Source organism: Streptomyces sp. NBC_00568 (genome assembly GCF_026341855.1).
Classification (GTDB): domain Bacteria; phylum Actinomycetota; class Actinomycetes; order Streptomycetales; family Streptomycetaceae; genus Streptomyces.
In genome coordinates, this window is the sequence record NZ_JAPENW010000001.1 from 3,043,430 (window position 1) to 3,062,794 (window position 19,365).

At 68.4% G+C, this 19,365-nt stretch carries 16 protein-coding genes and 2 tRNA genes; 5 read left to right on the forward strand and 13 right to left on the reverse strand.

Annotation, left to right across the window (positions count from 1 at the left end; all coding sequences use genetic code 11):
- Positions 1–33: 33 nt before the first annotated feature.
- From OOK38_RS13195 to OOK38_RS13210, 4 genes are all read right to left on the reverse strand, one after another.
- Positions 34–672, reverse strand: a complete 639-nt coding sequence (locus OOK38_RS13195) for an aminodeoxychorismate/anthranilate synthase component II (protein WP_266760638.1) — start codon at positions 670–672, stop codon at positions 34–36.
- On the reverse strand, positions 669–830 hold the full coding sequence (locus OOK38_RS13200) for a hypothetical protein (protein ID WP_266760637.1): 162 nt from the start codon (positions 828–830) through the stop codon (positions 669–671). The genes OOK38_RS13195 and OOK38_RS13200 overlap by 4 nt, the downstream gene beginning before the upstream one ends.
- Before the next feature lie 31 nt (positions 831–861).
- Positions 862–1,623: a class E sortase gene (locus tag OOK38_RS13205; RefSeq protein ID WP_266760636.1), complete on the reverse strand. Its 762-nt coding sequence runs from the start codon at positions 1,621–1,623 to the stop codon at positions 862–864.
- Positions 1,624–1,691: 68 nt separating this feature from the next.
- The gene (locus tag OOK38_RS13210; RefSeq protein ID WP_266760635.1) at positions 1,692–2,471 is read right to left on the reverse strand and encodes a DUF881 domain-containing protein; all 780 of its coding nucleotides are present in this window, start codon (positions 2,469–2,471) and stop codon (positions 1,692–1,694) included.
- A 142-nt stretch (positions 2,472–2,613) separates the two neighbouring features.
- On the opposite strand from OOK38_RS13210, the gene crgA reads away from it, so the two are divergent.
- On the forward strand, positions 2,614–2,868 hold the full coding sequence (crgA, locus tag OOK38_RS13215) for a cell division protein CrgA (protein ID WP_266760634.1): 255 nt from the start codon (positions 2,614–2,616) through the stop codon (positions 2,866–2,868).
- Positions 2,869–3,159: 291 nt separating this feature from the next.
- Here crgA and OOK38_RS13220 read toward each other — a convergent pair whose 3' ends face one another.
- Both OOK38_RS13220 and OOK38_RS13225 read right to left on the reverse strand, forming a co-directional pair.
- Complete coding sequence (locus tag OOK38_RS13220) at positions 3,160–4,065, reverse strand: rhomboid family intramembrane serine protease (protein WP_266760633.1); 906 nt, start codon at positions 4,063–4,065, stop codon at positions 3,160–3,162.
- A gap of 152 nt (positions 4,066–4,217) precedes the next feature.
- The gene (locus tag OOK38_RS13225; protein WP_266760632.1) at positions 4,218–4,751 is read right to left on the reverse strand and encodes a peptidylprolyl isomerase; all 534 of its coding nucleotides are present in this window, start codon (positions 4,749–4,751) and stop codon (positions 4,218–4,220) included.
- A 393-nt stretch (positions 4,752–5,144) separates the two neighbouring features.
- Between OOK38_RS13225 and OOK38_RS13230 the strand changes: the two genes are divergently transcribed.
- Entirely contained in the window at positions 5,145–5,846 is a 702-nt protein-coding gene (locus OOK38_RS13230; RefSeq protein ID WP_266760631.1) for a DUF5324 family protein, read from the forward strand.
- A gap of 486 nt (positions 5,847–6,332) precedes the next feature.
- On the opposite strand, the gene OOK38_RS13235 is transcribed toward OOK38_RS13230, so the two are convergent.
- A tRNA-Ala gene (locus OOK38_RS13235) sits at positions 6,333–6,405 on the reverse strand.
- Positions 6,406–6,586: 181 nt separating this feature from the next.
- Here OOK38_RS13235 and OOK38_RS13240 point away from each other — a divergent pair.
- Both OOK38_RS13240 and OOK38_RS13245 read left to right on the forward strand, forming a co-directional pair.
- On the forward strand, positions 6,587–7,135 hold the full coding sequence (locus tag OOK38_RS13240; protein ID WP_005482990.1) for a transcriptional regulator: 549 nt from the start codon (positions 6,587–6,589) through the stop codon (positions 7,133–7,135).
- A 129-nt stretch (positions 7,136–7,264) separates the two neighbouring features.
- Positions 7,265–9,373, forward strand: coding sequence for a serine/threonine-protein kinase (locus OOK38_RS13245; RefSeq protein WP_266760630.1), 2,109 nt, complete (start codon positions 7,265–7,267; stop codon positions 9,371–9,373).
- Between the two features lie 158 nt (positions 9,374–9,531).
- Here the strand turns inward: OOK38_RS13245 and OOK38_RS13250 are convergent, their stop codons facing one another.
- The gene (locus tag OOK38_RS13250) at positions 9,532–11,028 is read right to left on the reverse strand and encodes a hypothetical protein (protein ID WP_266760629.1); all 1,497 of its coding nucleotides are present in this window, start codon (positions 11,026–11,028) and stop codon (positions 9,532–9,534) included.
- Positions 11,029–11,315: 287 nt separating this feature from the next.
- Positions 11,316–11,444: a DLW-39 family protein gene (locus OOK38_RS13255; RefSeq protein ID WP_003999697.1), complete on the reverse strand. Its 129-nt coding sequence runs from the start codon at positions 11,442–11,444 to the stop codon at positions 11,316–11,318.
- Positions 11,445–11,771: 327 nt separating this feature from the next.
- Here OOK38_RS13255 and OOK38_RS13260 point away from each other — a divergent pair, with 327 nt between their 5' ends.
- Positions 11,772–12,185, forward strand: a complete 414-nt coding sequence (locus OOK38_RS13260; protein ID WP_266760627.1) for a DUF6344 domain-containing protein — start codon at positions 11,772–11,774, stop codon at positions 12,183–12,185.
- A gap of 830 nt (positions 12,186–13,015) precedes the next feature.
- Here the strand turns inward: OOK38_RS13260 and OOK38_RS13265 are convergent.
- The 4 genes from OOK38_RS13265 to gyrB form a co-directional block, all read right to left on the reverse strand.
- Positions 13,016–13,089: transfer RNA gene (locus OOK38_RS13265), tRNA-Ile, on the reverse strand.
- Between the two features lie 101 nt (positions 13,090–13,190).
- Positions 13,191–13,910 carry a DUF3566 domain-containing protein gene (locus tag OOK38_RS13270; protein ID WP_266760626.1) on the reverse strand — a complete coding sequence of 240 codons (720 nt, stop codon included), beginning with the start codon at positions 13,908–13,910 and terminating at the stop codon, positions 13,191–13,193.
- A gap of 18 nt (positions 13,911–13,928) precedes the next feature.
- Positions 13,929–16,520: a DNA gyrase subunit A gene (gyrA, locus tag OOK38_RS13275; protein ID WP_266760625.1), complete on the reverse strand. Its 2,592-nt coding sequence runs from the start codon at positions 16,518–16,520 to the stop codon at positions 13,929–13,931.
- 42 nt (positions 16,521–16,562) lie between these two features.
- On the reverse strand, positions 16,563–18,626 hold the full coding sequence (gene gyrB, locus OOK38_RS13280) for a DNA topoisomerase (ATP-hydrolyzing) subunit B (RefSeq protein WP_323178802.1): 2,064 nt from the start codon (positions 18,624–18,626) through the stop codon (positions 16,563–16,565).
- Positions 18,627–19,365 lie beyond the last annotated feature (739 nt).

Genomic DNA, 19,365 nt, shown 5'->3' on the forward strand with positions numbered 1-19,365 from the left:
AGGGGGAGCTGTCGCGCTCGGGGCGCAGCGCGGTCACGCCGTGGCCCTGCCCACCACCGGGGCGAGCCCCGCCGACCTCGCCACCGCCACCTTGTCTCCGCACTCGAGCAGCCAGTTGGCGAGCATCCGGTGACCGTGTTCGGTCAGCACCGACTCGGGGTGGAACTGCACGCCCTCGACGGGTAGTTCACGGTGTCTGAGGCCCATGACGATTCCGTCGTGCGTACGGGCCGTGACCTCCAGCTCGGCCGGGACCGTCTCCGGTTCGGCCGCCAGCGAGTGGTAGCGGGTCGCCGTGAAGGGCGACGGCAGGCCGGCGAAGACGCCCTTGCCCTGGTGCTCCACGAGCGAGGTCTTTCCGTGCAGCAGCTCGGGCGCGCGGTCGACCACACCGCCGTAGGCCACCTGCATCGACTGCATCCCGAGACAGACACCGAAGACGGGAACCCCGGTCGCGGCGCAGTGCCGGACCATGTCGATGCAGACCCCGGCCTGTTCGGGAGCGCCGGGCCCCGGGGACAGGAGCACACCGTCGAAGCCGTCCTGGGCGTGCGCGGTCGACACCTCGTCGTTGCGCAGCACCTCGCACTCGGCGCCCAACTGGTACAGGTACTGGACCAGGTTGAAGACGAAGCTGTCGTAGTTGTCCACAACGAGGATGCGCGTGCTCACTGGTTGTCCACCGTCACATCGTTGAAGGGCAGCAGCGGTTCGGCCCAGGGGAAGATGTACTGGAAGAGCACGTAGACCACTGCCAGGACGAGCACGAGCGAGACCAGCGCCTTCACCCATACGCTCCCCGGCAGATGCCGCCAGATCCAGCCGTACATGCCGTCCCTTCCGTCGCCGTACGCCAACAGACTAACGGCGCAGAGCCGCCGGTTTCCCTGCCTCCACGGGCTGCGTGGAATCAAGGTGTGCCCAGACGATCAACCGGTGACTGTGGCCCCACTCCGGATCGCACGTGGTCAGCGTGAGATAGCGCCCCGGACGCGTATACCCGGACTTACGTGGCACAGGGTCGATCACCTCAATGTCGGAGGGCACCGTTTTGTAGGGGCCTTTGTCGACCCGATAGGTGAACCAGGTCGTCCCGTCCGTCAGCACCACCGCGTCACCTCGGCGAAGCTCGGGAAAGTCCTTGAAGGGATCGCCGTACGTACGCCGGTGACCTGCGACCGAGAAGTTGCCCTCCTGGCCGAGCTGGGCGGTGCCCCGGTAGTGGCCGAGCCCCTTCTTCAGCACCTGCGTGGCGGTGCCTTCGAGTACGGGCTTGTTCCACGTGAAACCAAGCCGCGGGATGTACATGACCGCGAACGGTCCGCCGTACTTGTAGGGGCCCGGCGCCTTCGGGCTCTTGGTCGCCGGGGCACCGGTGCCACCCGGGGCGCCCGAGGCGCCTGCCGTGCCGGAGGGGTCCGATGGTCCCGGGGAGTCCGGCGGGGCCGTCGACTCCTGGGCCACCGCTCCCCTCGACCACTGCTTCTGGAGCACATCGATCTGGTGGTCCATGGCGCTGTCGGCCTTCACTCCGGTCCAGAACAGCACGTAGATCACGAAGAGCACGATCAGGGTGCCGGCGGTGACGCACAGCTCACTGATCGTCCTGACGACCACTCGCACCGACACAAGGTCCCCCCGGCGGCAGCTCGCTCCACAGGCTTCGCCCACTGTCCCGCGAAGTCAGGCGCTCACTCCACGGGCTTCGCGTAGTGGAGATCCACTGTGCCCGAGTAGCCGGGAAGAGTCACCGTCCCGTCCTCCTCGACTTTCCAGCCGAGCCCGTAGACGTTGACGTAGACCATGTAGTTCTGGATCGCCGGGGAGGCGGCAAGCGCCTTCTGGAGCTTCTGCGGGTCACCGATGGCGGTGATCTTGTACGGAGGCGAGTAGACACGGCCCTGGAGAATCAGGGTGTTGCCGACACAGCGCACCGCGCTGGTGGAGATCAGCCGCTGGTCCATCACCTTGATGCCCTGGGCACCGCCCTGCCACAGGGCGTTCACCACCGCCTGAAGGTCCTGCTGGTGGATGACGAGGTAGTCGGGCTGTGGCTCGGGGTAGCCGGGAAGCTTCGCCGTCGCGTTCGGCGGGGCGTCGTTGAGCGTGACCGTGACGGCCTTGCCCTTGAGCTTCTGGGTGCCCGCGTTCTTCTCCAGCGCCGCGAGCTTGGCGTCCTCGGCCTCGCTGCTGCCGTCCTCGCGACCCGCGAGGGTGTCCACGTCGTCGCGCAGGGTGCCGTTGGACTCGTCCAGCGACGCGTTCTTGTGGCTCCGCTCCTGAATCAGGTCGGAGAGCTTCAGCATGGACGCATCCGTCCGGATGTTCGTACCCTTGGCCGTATCGAAGCTCATGAAGAAGATGAGACCGGCGAGGGCGAAGACGGCGGCCGTGAGTACACGTACGGGCCGGAAACGGCGCGTACCGCCAGGACTGGAATCCGTCCTGGGGGAGTCGGCAGAATTGCTCAACGTACCCTTATCTCCTTCGGCGCCGCGGAAGCACTACGCTAACGGACGCCCGGGGGAGCACTCAGTGTCCCCTTGTACGCTGCCCCGGAGCCCGCCCCAGTTCCCTGCGCGGCCACGCAGCGCATCGACAGGAGAGACCCTCGTGCCGAAGTCACGTATCCGCAAGAAGGCCGACTACACGCCGCCCCCGGCGAAGCAGGCGTCCAACATCAAGCTGACCAGCAACACCTGGGTCGCCCCGGTCATGCTGGCCATGTTCCTCATCGGTCTCGCCTGGATCGTTGTCTTCTACGTGACGGACGGTTCACTGCCGATCGACGCGCTCGACAACTGGAACATCGTGGTCGGATTCGGCTTCATCGCGGCCGGATTCGGCGTCTCCACGCAGTGGAAGTGACCGTCTTCGCTCACCTGGGAACAGCCGGGCCGGCAGCTCTGCCCACGGTTTTCCACTGAGTTATCCACAGCAGTTGTCCACAGGTGGAAAAGAAAGACGATCTGTGGATAACTCATCCGCGGTTGACGCCGGTGTGACTGATCTAACCGGCAACCGCAAACCTGTTCGCCCCCTGTCCGACCTGGGAAAACTCGGGTCAGTGACAGGGGGCACAGCTGTTCCCGCACAGGGTGCACAAGATCCGCCACGGTCTGTGGACAACATCACTTCTCAGGTGAGTCCACCGCGTCCTCAGGTGAGCTGAGCGGTCCTGATCAACGTCGTGGCGACCACCGCGACCAGCATCAGCGCGCACACCCCGTACTGGACGAGGTTCCGCCGCTCGCGCGGCGCGTGAACCATCGCGTAGCCGACCACCACACCGGCGACCAGGCCGCCGATGTGCGCCTGCCAGGCGATGTTGCTCCACCCGAAGGTGAAGATCAGGTTGATCACCAGCAGGGCGATGATCGGGCGCATGTCGTAGTTGAGCCGGCGCATCAGCACCGCGGTGGCGCCGAACAGGCCGAAGATCGCGCCGGAGGCACCGAGCGACGGCTGGTTGGCGTCGGCGAGGAGGTAGCAGAGCGCGCTGCCCGCGAGACCCGAGATGAAGTAGAGGGCGATGAACCGGGCGCGGCCGAGAGCCGCCTCCAGGGGACCGCCGACCCACCACAGGCTGAGCATGTTGAAGATGATGTGCATGGCGCTGCCGTGCAGGAACATCGACGTCAGCATCCGGTACCACTGGCCTTCGGCCACGCCCTGGATATCGCCGGAGAGCCAGGCACGGCCGAACAGGGTGAAGCGGTCGGTGAAAGCGTCGCCCACCGAGAGCTGGACGAGATAGAAGGCCAGGTTGAGGCCGATCAGCACCTTGGTGACGAGCCGGGGGTCCGAGGCGACCGTGCCGCCCGCGAGAGTGCGGGGCTGGGTGGCCGCCGGGGCGTGACCGGTGCCGGAGCCGCCGCGTACGCAGTCGGGGCACTGGAAGCCGACGGAAGCGCTGACCATGCACTCGGGGCAGATCGGGCGCTCGCAACGGGTGCAGCGGACGCCGGTCTCACGGTCCGGGTGCCGGTAGCAACCGGGCAGGTTCTGGGCGTCCTGCGGTCCCTTGTCCCGCGGGCCCTGCGGGCTGCCGGGCGGCTGGTCCATGGGGTCCCCTCAATCTCCGTACGGCGGCTCGCACGCGCTCACACCGGGTCCGGGTGCGCAAGGCACCGCCCCGTCCATCCTTACGGATGAACGGGGCGTTTGGTTCCCTGCGGGACCCTTCGGACTCACGGACGAAAGAGCCCGGCGCGGGCTCAGCCCTCGCGGGTCTCGACGACGACCGACTCGATGACGACGTCATTGACCGGACGGTCGGTGCGCGGGTTGGTCTGGGCGCCGGCGATGGCGTCCACGACCTTCTGGCTGGCCGCGTCCGTGACCTCACCGAAGATGGTGTGCTTGCGGGTCAGCCAGGCCGTCGGGGAGACGGTGATGAAGAACTGCGAGCCGTTGGTGCCCGGGCCGGCGTTGGCCATGGCCAGCAGGTAGGGCTTGTTGAAGGCGAGGTCCGGGTGGAACTCGTCCTCGAACTGGTAGCCGGGGCCGCCCGTGCCGTTGCCCAGCGGGTCACCGCCCTGAATCATGAAACCGCTGATCACCCGGTGGAAGACCGTGCCGTCGTACAGCTTGTCCGTGGACTTCACACCCGTCTCAGGGTTGACCCACTCACGCTCCCCCTTGGCAAGCTCGACGAAGTTCCGGACCGTCTTGGGCGCGTGGTTCGGCAGGAGCCGGATTTCGATGTCGCCTTGGTTGGTCTTCAGGGTGGCGTAAAGCTGCTCGGCCACGATCTGCCTTCCGTTGCCTTCTCTTGACGCTCCGATCCTCGCACGGACCGGCCTGCTCAGCCCCTGACCGCCACCTCCGCACGAACATGCGGACGTCGCCTTTCGAGAAAACCGGTCGAGTCGCTCCGCGACGGGGGCGGGCGGAGGCGATCCGTGGCATTGTCGACGACAAGCTCCCGTTGCCCCGTATTAATCCGCTATCTCACTTGATCGACACCTGACCGGCTCCGTCTCGGGAGTCCCCGGGAGTCGGCACCCGTGACACGGATGCCCGCCCTCACATGCCCCGGATCACTTGGGCGGGCATGATCCCCATAGGGGTGGAAAGGTGAACTCTGTGTCTTTGGGGGTACATGGAACCCCCGACGTACGCCACCGAGGAGGAGGAAACCCGTGACCCGCATCGACAGCGTGCGCGCCGCGACCGGCTCGGCGAAGGACAGCGTGCTGCACGCCGCGGAAGTGGTGGCGCCTTACGCCGACACGGCCAAGGACAGGGCTTCGTACTACGCGAGCGAAGCACGCGTACGGCTCGCGCCGAAGGTGTCGCAGGCCGCCGAACAGGCCCGCGTCCAGTACGACGCCTATCTCGCGCCGCGCCTTGAGCAGGCCCGTACTCATGTGCCGCCGAAGGTCGACCAGGTCGCCCAGGAGGCGGCCGTCCGCACCCGTAAGGCGGCTCGTCAGGCAGCCGACTATTCCAAGCCGAGGATCGAGCAGGCGGTGGCCGCGGCCCAGCCCGTTCGGGAGGAGGCCGCGGCACGCGGTGTGGCGGCCATCGCCGCACTGCGTGGCCAGGTCTCACCGCAGGAGATCCAGAAGCTGCTCCGCAAGCACGAACGGCGGGCGAGGGCCGGCCGTCTCGTGAAGGGGCTGGCCGTGCTGGGGATTCTGGCGGGCGGTGCTTTCGCCGCCTGGAAGTGGTGGGACAAGCAGGCCAACCCCGACTGGCTCGTCGAACCGCCGGCCGCGACCGAGGTGCCCGAGACCGGGCGTCTCACGTCGGTCGACGGCAGCGGCCAGTCCGCTCTGGACCCCGAGGTCCAGGCCAAGGAGGCCGAGGAGGAAGCGGCGGAGCGCGACGACCGCCGCTGAACCCAGCCCAACATCGCCGCGGGGCAGGAGACTTGACGTCTCCTGCCCCGCGGCGATGTTTCACGTGGAACGACGGAGCGAGGGGTCGCGAACGCCCCGGGGCGGATTTACCCGCACGGCTCACGATGACGTTTGCAACGGTCCTGGTGTGCAGCATCGGTGGAGATGTTGTTGACGGAATGCGCCGAACCGGTTACTCGGCAGCCCGCACGGCAGCTCACGCAAGGGCCCCGGCCGACCTCTCGGCCCATCGGCGGCGCTCCGGCCGCCCGCACAGCGGAGCCACAGGCCTCGCTCCGGCCATCTGTTTGCGCAAAGGACTGCAACGCCTGCAAAGCAACACCCTGTGACACACGTCACCGGCGGCGCGCACGCCGGCTTTCGTCCTGCCCGGAACCACCTCACGGCAGGCCCGCGCACGGACGAAACAGGGACATACAAAAACCGGCCAGCCGCCGTTGTCGGGCGTCTGGCCGGTTCGAGGTGTGGAGCCTAGGGGAGTCGAACCCCTGACATCTGCCATGCAAAGACAGCGCTCTACCAACTGAGCTAAGGCCCCGTAAGAGGAGCGTCCGACCACAGGATCCATCTGTCGACGGGCGCCGCAGACCAGAGTACCGGGTCACCCCCGGGATCTCGCAAAAAGATGGGGGTCCCCGTGGACGACCACTCTCCGTAAGATGCTCGACGTGGTTCGCTGTCGCGAACCGCGGTACTTGGGGAAGCGATGGGGAGACGCAATGGACGCCGCACAGCAGGAAGCAACCGCGAGAGCCCGGGAGCTGCAGCGGAACTGGTACGGGGAGCCGCTGGGGGCGCTCTTCCGTAGGCTCATAGAGGACCTGGGTCTGAACCAGGCGCGTCTTGCCGGGGTGCTGGGCCTGTCCGCACCCATGTTGTCGCAGCTGATGAGCGGTCAGCGTGCCAAGATCGGCAATCCCGCGGTGGTCCAGCGCGTACAGCTCCTGCAGGACCTGGCGGGGCAGGTCGCCGACGGGAGCGTCAGCGCCGCCGAGGCGACCGAGCGGATGGACGAGATCAAGAAGTCCCAGGGGGGATCGGTGCTCAGCAACACCACGCAGTCCACGACCAGTTCGGGAGCCCCGACAGTCAAGCGGGTGGTCCGCGAGATCCAGTCGCTGCTGCGCTCGGTGGCAGCCGCCGGAGACATCATCGAGGCGGCGGACACCCTCGCCCCGACCCACCCGGAACTGGCAGAGTTCCTCCGGGTCTACGGCGCCGGCCGTACCTCTGACGCGGTCGCGCACTACCAGTCCCACCAGAGCTGAGCCGATCGCCCGGCCGCCGACCGCCCGGCGCTGGAAGCCTGTGACACCTTCCAGCCGCCACACGTCAGGCAGCCGGGCGCCTCGGAAGAGGTCTCCGGACCGACCGCCGAAGGGGAGCGACGCACGACCATGGGTGAGGTCTTCGCAGGCCGGTACGAACTGGTCGACCCGATCGGGCGCGGGGGAGTCGGTGCGGTGTGGCGCGCCTGGGACCACCGGCGGCGCCGCTATGTGGCCGCCAAGGTGCTGCAGCAGAGCGACGCGCACGCGCTGCTGCGATTCGTGCGGGAGCAGGCGCTGCGGATCGACCATCCGCATGTACTGGCTCCCGCCAGCTGGGCCGCCGACGACGACAAGGTCCTGTTCACCATGGACCTGGTCGCCGGGGGCTCCCTGGTCCACCTGGTCAACGACTACGGCCCGCTGCCTCCCTCCTTCGTCTGCACGCTGATCGACCAGCTCCTGGCAGGCCTCACCGCCGTGCACGCGGAGGGGGTCGTGCACCGGGACATCAAACCCGCCAACGTGCTCCTCGAAGCGACCGGCATGGCACGGCCGCGGCTGCGTCTGTCCGATTTCGGCATCGCGATGCGGCTGGGCGAACCGCGCCTGACCGAGACCAACTACGTGGTGGGAACGCCGGGTTACTTCGCCCCCGAGCAGATGCTGGGCTCCGAACCCGACTTCCCCGCCGACCTGTTCGCCGTGGGTCTGGTCGCCCTGTACCTCCTGGAAGGCGCCAAGCCCGACGCCAAGGCGCTGATCGAATACTTCGCCGAGCACGGCACGCCGTCCGCCCCGCGGGGCATACCCGAGCCTCTGTGGCAGGTCGTGGCGATGCTCCTCCAACCGGATCCGCACGCTCGCTTCCGCACCGCCACAGGGGCGCGCAAGGCTCTTGCCGCAGCCGTCGAACTGCTCCCCGAGCCCGGACCCGACGACGAACTGATCGAGGTCTTCGACCAACTCGGTCCGCTGCCTGAGGGGTTCGGTCCGACGGGCCCCTTGGAGCCGGGGACCGCTTCGGGCCGGAGCGCACGGACTCTGTCCTCCCGCGGACATCCGGACAGCACAGCCGCTCACCCCGGGCCCGGCTCGGACAACACACCTTCCTGGCCCGACACCGACTCCGGCACCTTCACGGACACGGACCCCGACTCCCCACACGATTCCGCTCCGATCAGCGGCATCGGCAGCGGCACAACCGGCGGCAGCGGCACGAACATCGGCACCGGTGCCGATGCCGACCCAGGCCCAGGCTCCGACCTCGGCCCCAACTCCCACGCCGGCTCCGGCACAAGCCTCGCCCCCGACCCCCGCTCCGGCCCTGGCTCCTTTCCTGCCTCGGCCTCTGGGCTCACCTTGGGCGAGGCATCCGGCTCCGACCTCGGCTCGGGAGGGCAGGGGCCCGTCTCAGGGAGCGTCCTGCCTGGTCTCGGTGCCGACGGTGCATATCCGGACCTCGAGACCGGGGACGTACTCCCGGAATCCCGTTCCCGGGACGGCAGGCAAGGCTCTGCCCAGGACGCCCTGGGCCCGTGGCCCGCTCAGGACGGCGTACGGTCTCAGCCCGCCTCCGAGGCAGCGCAAGCCCAGCCTGGCCACGAGCGCGGGCGACCGACCGCCGGGGAAGGCGTACAGGCTCGGCCCGCCTCCGAGGACGCGCGATCTCTTACCGCCTCCGACGACGCACCTCCGGACCCTGCCGACGGGCTTCCTCCCCAGCCGTCCTCGATGTCGGACACCGGCAGCTTCCATCTGCCGCCGCCGCAGCCCGCTGCCTCCACCGACTCCCAGCGGCGGGAGCAGGCCGAGGTTCCACCCCACCAGCCGCAGTACCCACCGGAACAGCAGTCCCATCAGGCGTGGCGGGAGACACAGACGCCCACTCCCCCCACCTCGGTGCGTCTCCCCCTGCCGACGTCGGCTCCGCTCTACCCCCAGTCGTTCGACCCGACCCCGACGCCTACGCCCCCGACCACACCCACTCCTACGCAAGTGCCCTCCCCCGATCGGCCCCCGGTCCCGTCCGCCGCGATGCCGCAGCACGCGTACGCCTCTACTGCTTCATACACCGCTCGGTCCGTCCAGGTTCCGCCTCGGACGGGGGCGGTTCCGGTGCGCCACGGAAGGCGCGCACGGCCTCGCCCGGGGCCACCCGCCAAGGTCGCGGTGCCGATGCTGTTGCTGGCGCTGGCCTGTTTCGCGGTGGGGTTCTGGGCACTGAGCCAGGTCTGATCCGGGTACCGGCACAAGTCCGAGAGGCGGCGCGAGCATCGCGGGCGCGACGGCCACCGCAGCCCGCGCGAGAGGCCTCGGCCCAGAAGAATCCCTGCCCCACCCGTCCGCGATCCGGGAGAGAAGCGCTACCCGCCTCGCGATCCGGGCGAGGAGCGCTACCCGCCCCGTGTCGCCCCGTGCTCCCAAGGTGCCGGCGCCGGTGCGGGCAGCTGGGCCGAAGCGGTGTCCGCGTCTTCCGGTGCGGTCCTGACGGTCCGCGCCGCCCTGCGACGCGCGGCCACGGTCCACATCCCGAGCGTCAGCATCAGCAGGCTCCCCGTCCCGATGCCACCCGCGGCGATCAGTTTCATGGTGCCGCTCCGGCCGTCGTCGCCGCTGCCACCGGCGCCTGTGCCGGCCGTCCCGCCCGCCGTACGGTCGTCGGTCGCGTCGTCGGAGTCCCCCGCCGGAACGTCGAAAACGTCTCGGGGGTTCGCCGCCCCCGCGTAAGCGGGCCCAGTCCCCGCCGATCCGGCCACGCGCACCCGCAGGGTCAGCCCGAAGGGCCCCTCGCCGAAGCGGTCGGCGACCTGCGCGGCGAGATGGACCACAAGGTAGTAGGAACCCGCGAACCGCATCCCGCTCACACGGTCGTTGAGGGCGAAGCGGTTCTCGTAGGCGACGGGAGGAAGGGGGTCGAGCGCGGCGGAGCGCTGCCTGCCGTCGTATCCGGCGCCGACGTCGTCGACGAAGCCGCGCACGGGGTTGTAGAGAGACATCGTGAGGGCGGTGCCCACATTGCCGTCGCCGCGGCCCGAACTGCCCAGGTCCGCGGTGGCGTAGAACCGCTGTCCCCAGTCGACCGGCACCTTGTAGAAGCGCGTCTGCCCGGGGCTGATCTCGTCGTCCCAGACTCCCTGCCTCAGAGAGCGGGCCCTGCTGAACCCGGCGCCGCCGCTGCGGTGCTTCGAGGCCCCCGCAAGGGCTTCGGGCGACGCGGAGTTCCAGGCTTCCGGGGCACTCGTCGAGCCGGGAGCCTTCTTCAGACCGGGCTCCGACACGTAGCTGAGCTCCAGGTCCCAGGCACGGGACGAAGAAGGCGCCGTGGCGGCCGGATCCGTCGCCCTCGACGCACCCGACGCTCCTGAGCGTTCGATGACCACGTAGTACGTTCCCGCCGTCCGGCACGCGTACTGCTTGCCGCCCGTTTCGCGGGACGCCCAGGCAGCGATGGGGTGCGGGCTCTGGGTGGCGCCGAAGTGGGCGGTGCCGGAGGAGGAACAGTTGCGGCCGTTGCTGTCCTGCAGGGAGACCTTGAGGCCGTCCGAGTAGGAGACCGTCGCGCCGGGCCGGGGGACGGCGGTGGCGGCGACGTACGCGCTGGAGTCGGCGTCGAGTTCGAGACGGTAGTAGAGCCTGCCGTCCCTGCCCGCGGACCCGATGGAGCTCTTGTACGTGTGGCCAGGCTCGAGTCGTACGGAGTAGGTCGTGTCCGCGGTGCCTTTGACGGTGGTGGCGTCCTCCGCGAAGGAGTACGGCCCCGGCGTACCGTCGGCGGCCGTCCTCGCGTCCTCCGCGATGGTTCGGGCGGCGGCTGGCTCGGAAGCGGCGGCCGGGCCCACGGGCGCGAGGCTCACGCACAGCGCGGCCGCTGCCGCCGTGGCCGTGAGCATCCGGCCGTGCCACGACCTCGCGCACCGGCCCTGGACACGCCCGCCCTCCCTGCGCCGCCCCATCACGCGCCACCCCTCGTCGTAGCCCCCTGGCGCGGACCATCCTGCCCCGTCGGCCACCGCGGCACCCGAGCTATCAGAGGGAGCGGCCGAAAGGCAGCGGCTACAAGGCCATCATTTTGCCCGTGCAACCGATTCGCTTGCTTCCGTGAATCCAAGGGGCTCCGGGAAACACAAAACCCCGACCGCGAGGCGGCCGGGGTCTGCTCCGAGACTGTTGTCGGTACTCACGAACCCGTGGGCACGGAGTCAGTCGCCTCCGTCCACAGATCCTGCTCGGCGCGATCCGCCTGGATCTGGCGGTACACGAGGAGCCCGCCGATGGCGGCCAGTGCGACCAGGAGAAGCTTCTTCACCGCGCGACCTCGTCTTTCGTTGACGTAGGGGACCTCTGGCGCCCGACTATACACACCGACCGATATCGATCGGTGACCTGGATCGGCCCTCAACTGCGGCCCCGCACACAGCAGTAGAACGGGATGCGACCACTCCGATCTCAGGGTGATCACACATCACAGACAGCGACTTTCGAGGGCATCTGCGGACTTTTCCGGCCTCTTGCGGCCATCCGGGTGGTGTTCATCTGAACATCAACGCGCCACGGGCGTTGATCCACCACTTCGCGGCCCGCATACACATCATGAGGAAAGTACGCAAATCGCCCGACCCGAAAGTGAGGGGCCGTGACCCAGAACAAGGTCATGAAGCTGTGGACCGCCGTCATCACCGCCTTCCTGGCGCTGTGCACGACGCTCGGACTCATCACGACCACCGCGGCCGCCGCGGTACCGCAGGCCGGCTCGGCCCGCAACACCGAGACGTCCGTGACGGCCCCGGCGACGGCCCCCTGGGCCTGGGCCTGGTCCTACAGTCGGGCCCTGCCTCCCACGATGAAGCAACGCATCCGCGCCGAGGCACACGGCTCCTCGCCCAGCTGCCGCCACCGCGCACCGGCGGACGACGAGACGACGGATCCCGCTCTCGGCGATCCTGAAGGCCTGGCCGGCCCCGGCGCCTGTTCGGAGCCCGAGGCCCTCTCGGCGCCCGACACGGAGCTCCTGACGCCCCTCACGGCCGTAGTACCGCTCCAGCGCTGAGACGCGCGGGGAGCACCGCACGAGGAGTCGACGTCGGTACAGGCCTGGCGGTGAGTACGGAACCCCGCCCCTGGCTCAGTACCGGTGACTGGCACAGAACGCCGGCCCCGGCACAGTTCGGACGGCCGGCACGGGACCTCGTCCCTGGCCGAGTACGAGTGGCCGGCAGGGACACCCTTCCCTGCAGAGCACGAACCGCACGGGACACCGACACCGTCCCCGGAGCACGGACGGAAAGCACCCGGAATCACCCCCGGCACCTTCCCGAACCTGCGCCCCCTCGCGCCTCCTCCTCGCACACGCGCCCCTTTCGCGTGGTCCTTCATGGGCCCTTCGCGCAACCTTCAACCCCTCACAGACACCCTGACGTAGCGGCGAACTTGCGTACAAAGCACCCAGGGCAAAGGCCCGGCGACTCGGACGAGTCGCCGGGCCTTCGACGTTGCACCGCCGCGAACCGCCCGCAGTGGGCCTTCCGCCGCGCCAGGCATCGCGGACCGGATCCTTCGGCAGGACGCCTGTAGGGCGCGGTGAAGGCGTGCGTCACGAGCGCCCGCGGGCACGAGCCTCGGCGCCTTCACCTGCTCCGGCGGCCGAACGCCCGCCCCCGCGCACCGTCCGAACCCGGCATCCGGGATGCGCGATCCCCGCGAACAGGATCCGCCACATGGACGGCCCCGTCCGGCTTCACGCGTTCCCGGGGATCGTCATCGTGGCAGCGGATCCCGCCGGACCGTTCACGGCCGGCCAAGGCACCCGCACCTCGGAATGGCCACCGCGCGGGAAACGCAAAGACCCCCAACCGGAATCGGTTGGGGGTCTTCATGCTGTGGGGCTAACAGGATTTGAACCTGTGGCCTCATCCTTATCAGGGATGCGCTCTAACCAACTGAGCTATAGCCCCGCCGCGCTTTGCGGTGTGTGTCCCGCGCGCTGACCTCTGAAGATTAGCGCACGACGCGGCCAGTCCCAAAATCGATAGTCAGAGGCCGTTTGAGCGGGCGCTCACTCGTCCTCGGCGAGCGTCAGCTCGACGCCGCCGACGAAGCCGGCGGAGAGGTTGTAGATGAACGCTCCGAGCGTCGCCAGAGCGGTCGCGAGGACCACGTCGATGACCGCGATGACCGACGTGAACATCAGGACGTGCGGGAGCGAGAGGAACGACTGCAGGTCGAAACCGTTCGACTCGTTCGAGCCCGTCGCCTCGGAGATCGTGCCGCCGACGGTCGAGAAGACGCCCATCGCGTCCATGACCATCCACAGCACCGCGGCCGCCACGATCGTGCAGATGCCGAGCGCGATGGAGAGCAGGAAACTGACCTTCATCACCGACCACGGGTCGGCCTTGGCCACCCGCAGCCGCGCCTTGCGCGTGCGCGGCGTCGTCCGCGCACCGGTGCGCGGTCGGCGGACCGCGCCCGACGGCGGCTGCGCCGGATACGCCTGCGGCGGGTGGTACGGCTGCGCGGGCTGCTGTCCCGGCCGCTCGCCGGGCAACGGCGATGCCGGCGCCGCCGGGCCCGCCGACGGCGCGCTCGGTGCCGCGGGCGCCCCGACCGGGGCCGCCTGCCCGCCCGCGTACTGCTGGGCCTGCTGGCCTCGGGTGTCCGTCACAGTTCCCCCCTGGGATCCATGAGAATCATGGGAGTCAGTCTCATCCATGGCGGTGCCACGGCCGCCGTCCGTTTCCGTACCGGTCGATCCGGCGCCCGTGGCTCCGCTCACGACGACTCACTCCTCGCGCTACTCGGCCGAGGACGACTCGCCCTCTTCCGTACCGATGGCCTCGACGCCTTCGGCGGTCTCATCCACGACGTCCACGCCGTCGACTTCCTCCGCCTCACGACCGGCCTCGGCGTTACGAGCGATGCCGACCACGGCATCGCGCTTGCCCAGGTTGATCAGTTGGACGCCCATGGTGTCACGGCCCGTCTCCCTGACCTCGTTGACTCGCGTACGAATCACACCACCGGACAGTGTGATGGCGAGGATCTCATCGGTCTCCTCGACCACCAGCGCGCCGACGAGAGAACCGCGGTCCTCGACGATCTTGGCGGCCTTGATACCGAGGCCGCCGCGACCCTGGACGCGGTACTCGTCGACGGCGGTCCGCTTCGCGTACCCACCGTCTGTGGCAGTGAACACGAACGTACCGGGTCGAACAACATTCATCGAGAGCAGCTCGTCGCTCCCGCGGAAGCTCATGCCCTTGACGCCCGAGGTCGCACGGCCCATCGGTCGCAAAGCGTCATCCGTCGCGGTGAACCTGATCGACTGCGCCTTCTTGCTGATCAGGAGCAGATCGTCCTCGGCGGATACGAGTTCGGCTCCGATCAGTTCGTCGTCGGATCCGTCCTCCGTCTCACGAAGGTTGATCGCGATGACGCCGCCCGCGCGGGGCGAATCGTAATCCTTGAGCGGTGTCTTCTTGACCAGTCCGCCCTTGGTGGCCAGCACCAGATAGGGCGCCGCCTCGTAGTCGCGGATCGCGAGGATCTCGGCGATCGCCTCGTCCGGCTGGAAGGCCAGCAGGTTGGCGACGTGCTGGCCGCGCGCGTCCCGGCCGGCGTCCGGCAGCTCGTACGCCTTGGCGCGGTAGACGCGGCCCTTGTTGGTGAAGAACAGCAGCCAGTGGTGCGTCGTCGACACGAAGAAGTGGTCGACGATGTCGTCCTGCTTCAGCTTCGTGCCGCGGACGCCCTTGCCGCCCCGCTTCTGCGAGCGGTAGTCCTCCGTCTTGGTGCGCTTGATGTAGCCGCCGCGCGTGATGGTGACGACGATGTCCTCTTCGGCGATCAGGTCCTCGATGGACATGTCACCGTCGAAGGGCACCAGCTTGGAGCGGCGGTCGTCGCCGAACTTCTCGACGATCGCGGCGAGCTCCTCGCTGATGATGCCGCGCTGGCGCACCGGCGAGGCGAGGATCTCGTTGTACTCGCGGATCTTGGCCTGGAGCTCGTCGTGCTCCTGGATGATCTTCTGGCGCTCCAGGGCGGCCAGTCGGCGCAGCTGCATCTCGAGGATCGCGTTGGCCTGGATCTCGTCGATCTCCAGGAGGCCCATCAGGCCCTCTCGCGCGATCTCCACGGTGTCACTGCGCCGGATGAGCGCGATGACCTCGTCGATGGCGTCCAGCGCCTTCAGGAGGCCGCGCAGGATGTGCGCACGCTCCTCGGCCTTGCGCAGCCGGAACTTCGTACGGCGGACGATGACCTCGATCTGGTGCGTCACCCAGTGGCGGATGAACGCGTCCAGGGAGAGGGTGCGCGGCACACCGTCGACGAGCGCCAGCATGTTCGCGCCGAAGTTCGTCTGCAGGTCGGTGTGCTTGTAGAGGTTGTTCAGGACGACCTTGGCTACGGCGTCCCGCTTGAGCACGATCACGAGCCGCTGGCCGGTACGGGAGCTGGTCTCGTCCCGTACGTCCGCGATGCCGCCGACCTTGCCGTCCTTGACCAGGTCGGCGATCTTCTGGGCGAGGTTGTCGGGGTTGACCTGGTACGGGAGTTCGGTGACCACCAGGCACTGGCGGTTCTGGATCTCCTCGACGTCGACGACCGCGCGCATCGTGATGGAGCCACGGCCCGTGCGGTACGCCTCCTCGATGCCCTTGCGGCCCACCACCAGTGCGCCACTCGGGAAATCGGGGCCCTTGATGCGCTCGATCAGGGCGTCCAGAAGCTCCTCGTGGGAGGCCTCGGGGTTCTCCAGGTACCACTGGGCGCCGGCCGCGACCTCGCGCAGGTTGTGCGGCGGGATGTTGGTGGCCATACCGACCGCGATGCCCGCCGAACCGTTGATCAGCAGGTTCGGGAACCGGGCCGGCAGGACCGTCGGCTCCTGGTTGCGGCCGTCGTAGTTGTCCGTGAAATCGACGGTCTCCTCGTCGATGTCGCGGACCATCTCCATGGACAGCGGCTTCAGCTTGCACTCGGTGTACCGCATGGCGGCGGCCGGGTCGTTGCCGGGAGAGCCGAAGTTGCCGTTGGAGTCCACCAGCGGCATCCGCATCGACCACGGCTGCGCGAGGCGGACCAGCGCGTCGTAGATCGAGGAGTCGCCGTGCGGGTGGTAGGTGCCCATGACGTCGCCGACGACGCGGGCACACTTGTAGAAGCCCTTCTCGGGCCGGTAGCCGCCGTCGTACATGGCGTACAGGACGCGGCGGTGGACGGGCTTGAGACCGTCCCGTACATCGGGCAGCGCACGCGACACGATGACGGACATCGCGTAGTCGAGGTACGAGCGCTGCATCTCGGTCTCGAGCCCGACGGGCTCGATGCGCATGGCGATGTCGCCCGCTTCAGGGTTGATCGGCGTGTTCTCGTCGGTCATTGCTGGTGAAGATCCTTTCTGACGCGGTCAGCTGAGACCGACTCAGATGTCGAGGAAGCGGACGTCCTTGGCATTGCGCTGGATGAACGCGCGGCGCGCCTCGACGTCCTCGCCCATGAGGACCGAGAACAGGTCGTCGGCCTGGGCGGCGTCGTCGAGCGTGACCTGGCCGAGCACGCGGTGCTCCTGGTCCATGGTCGTGATGCGCAGTTCCTCGGCGTTCATCTCACCGAGACCCTTGAAGCGCTGGATCGAGTCCTCACGGACGCGCTTGCCCGCCTGACGGCCGAGCTCGATCAGCGCGTCGCGCTCGCGGTCCGAGTACGCGTACTCGAAGTCGTCCCGGCCCCACTTGATCTTGTACAGCGGCGGGCGGGACAGGAAGACGTGCCCGGCCTCGACCAGCGGCCGCATGAAGCGGAACAGGAAGGTCAGCAGCAGAGTGTTGATGTGCTGGCCGTCGACGTCGGCGTCCGCCATCAGAATGATCTTGTGATAGCGGAGCTTCTCGATGTCGAAGTCCTCGTGGACTCCGGTGCCGAAGGCGGAGATCAGTGCCTGGATCTCCTGGTTCTGCAGGATCTTGTCGATCCGCGCCTTCTCGACGTTGAGGATCTTTCCTCGGATCGGGAGGATCGCCTGGTACTGCGGGTTGCGGCCGGACTTGGCCGAGCCGCCGGCGGAGTCACCCTCGACGATGAAGATCTCGCACTTGATGGGGTCGTTCGACTGGCAGTCGGAGAGCTTGCCCGGCAGGGACGCCGACTCCAGAAGACCCTTGCGGCGGGTGAGGTCACGCGCCTTGCGGGCCGCCACGCGCGCGGTGGCCGCCTGGATGGACTTGCGGATGATGTCCGCGGCCTCGACCGGGTTGCGGTCCAGCCAGTCGTTGAGGTGCTCGTAGACCGCCTTCTGGACGAAGGTCTTCGCCTCCGTGTTGCCCAGCTTGGTCTTGGTCTGGCCCTCGAACTGAGGCTCGCTCAGCTTGACCGAGATGATCGCGGTCAGACCCTCGCGGATGTCGTCACCCGTGAGGTTGTCGTCCTTCTCGCGAAGCAGCTTCTTGTCGCGCGCGTACTTGTTGATGAGCGAGGTCAGCGCCGCACGGAAGCCTTCCTCGTGCGTACCGCCCTCGTGGGTGTGGATGATGTTGGCGAAGGAGTACACGCCCTCGCTGTAGCCGCTGTTCCACTGCATCGCGACCTCGAGGGACAGGCTCTTGTCCTTGTCCTCGGCTTCGAGGTCGATGACGGTGGGGTGCACCGCTTCTCCCTTGCGGGAGTTGAGGTACTTCACGAAGTCGACGATGCCGCCTTCGTAGTGGTACGTGACGGTCTTGACTTCGTCCTTCTCGTCGGCGCCCGCCTCGTCCGCCCCGGCGACGGCCTTCGCCGAATCGCGCTCATCAGTGAGTTTGATCGTCAAACCCTTGTTGAGGAACGCCATCTCCTGGAATCGCCGCGAGAGCGTCTCGAAGGAGTACTCCGTGGTCTCGAAGATGTCCGCGTCGGCCCAGAAGGTGACCGACGTGCCTGTCTCGTCCGTGGCCTCGTGCTGGACCAGCGGGGCGGTCGGTACGCCCATCTTGTAGTCCTGCGTGTGGCGGTGGCCGTCCGTCTTGACCTCGACGGAGACCTTGCTCGACAGGGCGTTCACGACGGAGACGCCGACGCCGTGCAGACCACCGGAGACCGCGTAGCCGCCGCCGCCGAACTTGCCGCCCGCGTGCAGGACGGTCAGCACGACCTCGAGGGCCGGCTTGCCCTCGGACGCGACGATGCCCACCGGAATGCCGCGGCCGTTGTCGACGACGCGCACGCCGCCGTCCGGGAGGATCGTGATCTCGATCGTGTCCGCGTGGCCGGCCAGCGCCTCGTCGACCGAGTTGTCCACCACCTCGTACACGAGGTGGTGGAGTCCACGCTCACCGGTCGAACCGATGTACATGCCGGGTCGCTTGCGGACCGCGTCCAGACCCTCGAGGACGGTGATGGCACTGGCGTCGTACGAGGCTGTGACCTCGCCGTTTGCGCCGACGTCGGTGGACAGGATGTTCTCGTTGGGGTTGCCGGAATCGGCCACGAAGCGCCCTTTCTGGCACAGCACAAGCCAAACTCCCGGCGGGTGGCCGGAGCGGCTGCGGCGTGTTGCGTTGGTAAGCCTTGGTCAGCGTTGCTCGGTGCGTCCCACAAGTGGGGCGGGATTAGCTTCCAGTCTACCGGTAGCGCCGACAGTGATGGGGGTTTGCCGGTACCTGAGTCCGCATGTGCCGCCCTGAAGAGGTCTCGCCCGACTCCCCATATGCGGACCCGGCCCCAAAGAGGCTCACAGCGGCACTCAGCGCTTCCGGGTGTCAACCCTTGGCTACTGACGAGTCAGGTCGATGTCCGCCACCGTGAGCGGTTGCTCGCGGTGGCCGACCGGAGCCCGGTGCAAAGGCTCCTGCCGGACGGCCGCAGCGGACTCGGGCCAGGACGTGATCGGCCTCTGACCAGGGAAGATCGACGGGTCACCGCATCAGCGAGCAGGGGCGGCCGGGAGGCCGGGAGGGCCTTGGGCGTCCGCGCGGCGGACCCGAGAGAACAGCGAGTCACCCACGAACGGGGGCGGCGCGGGGCTCGAGGGCGCTGCGAACAGCCGTCGCCTCGTCCGTGGGTCGGCGGCGCGCACCGCGATCTTCGGCGCGACGCGGCCCGATGCGGCGGCGGGCGACTGCCCGAACATGTTCACCAACGGCTGGATTTCGCGGCCGGGCGCGGTCACGATCACCGGGCTCGACGGCCCGGCGGTCACTGGGGTCGGCGGCCGGCACCCCGGTGGGTCCGCCGCCCGACCCGTCGTATGC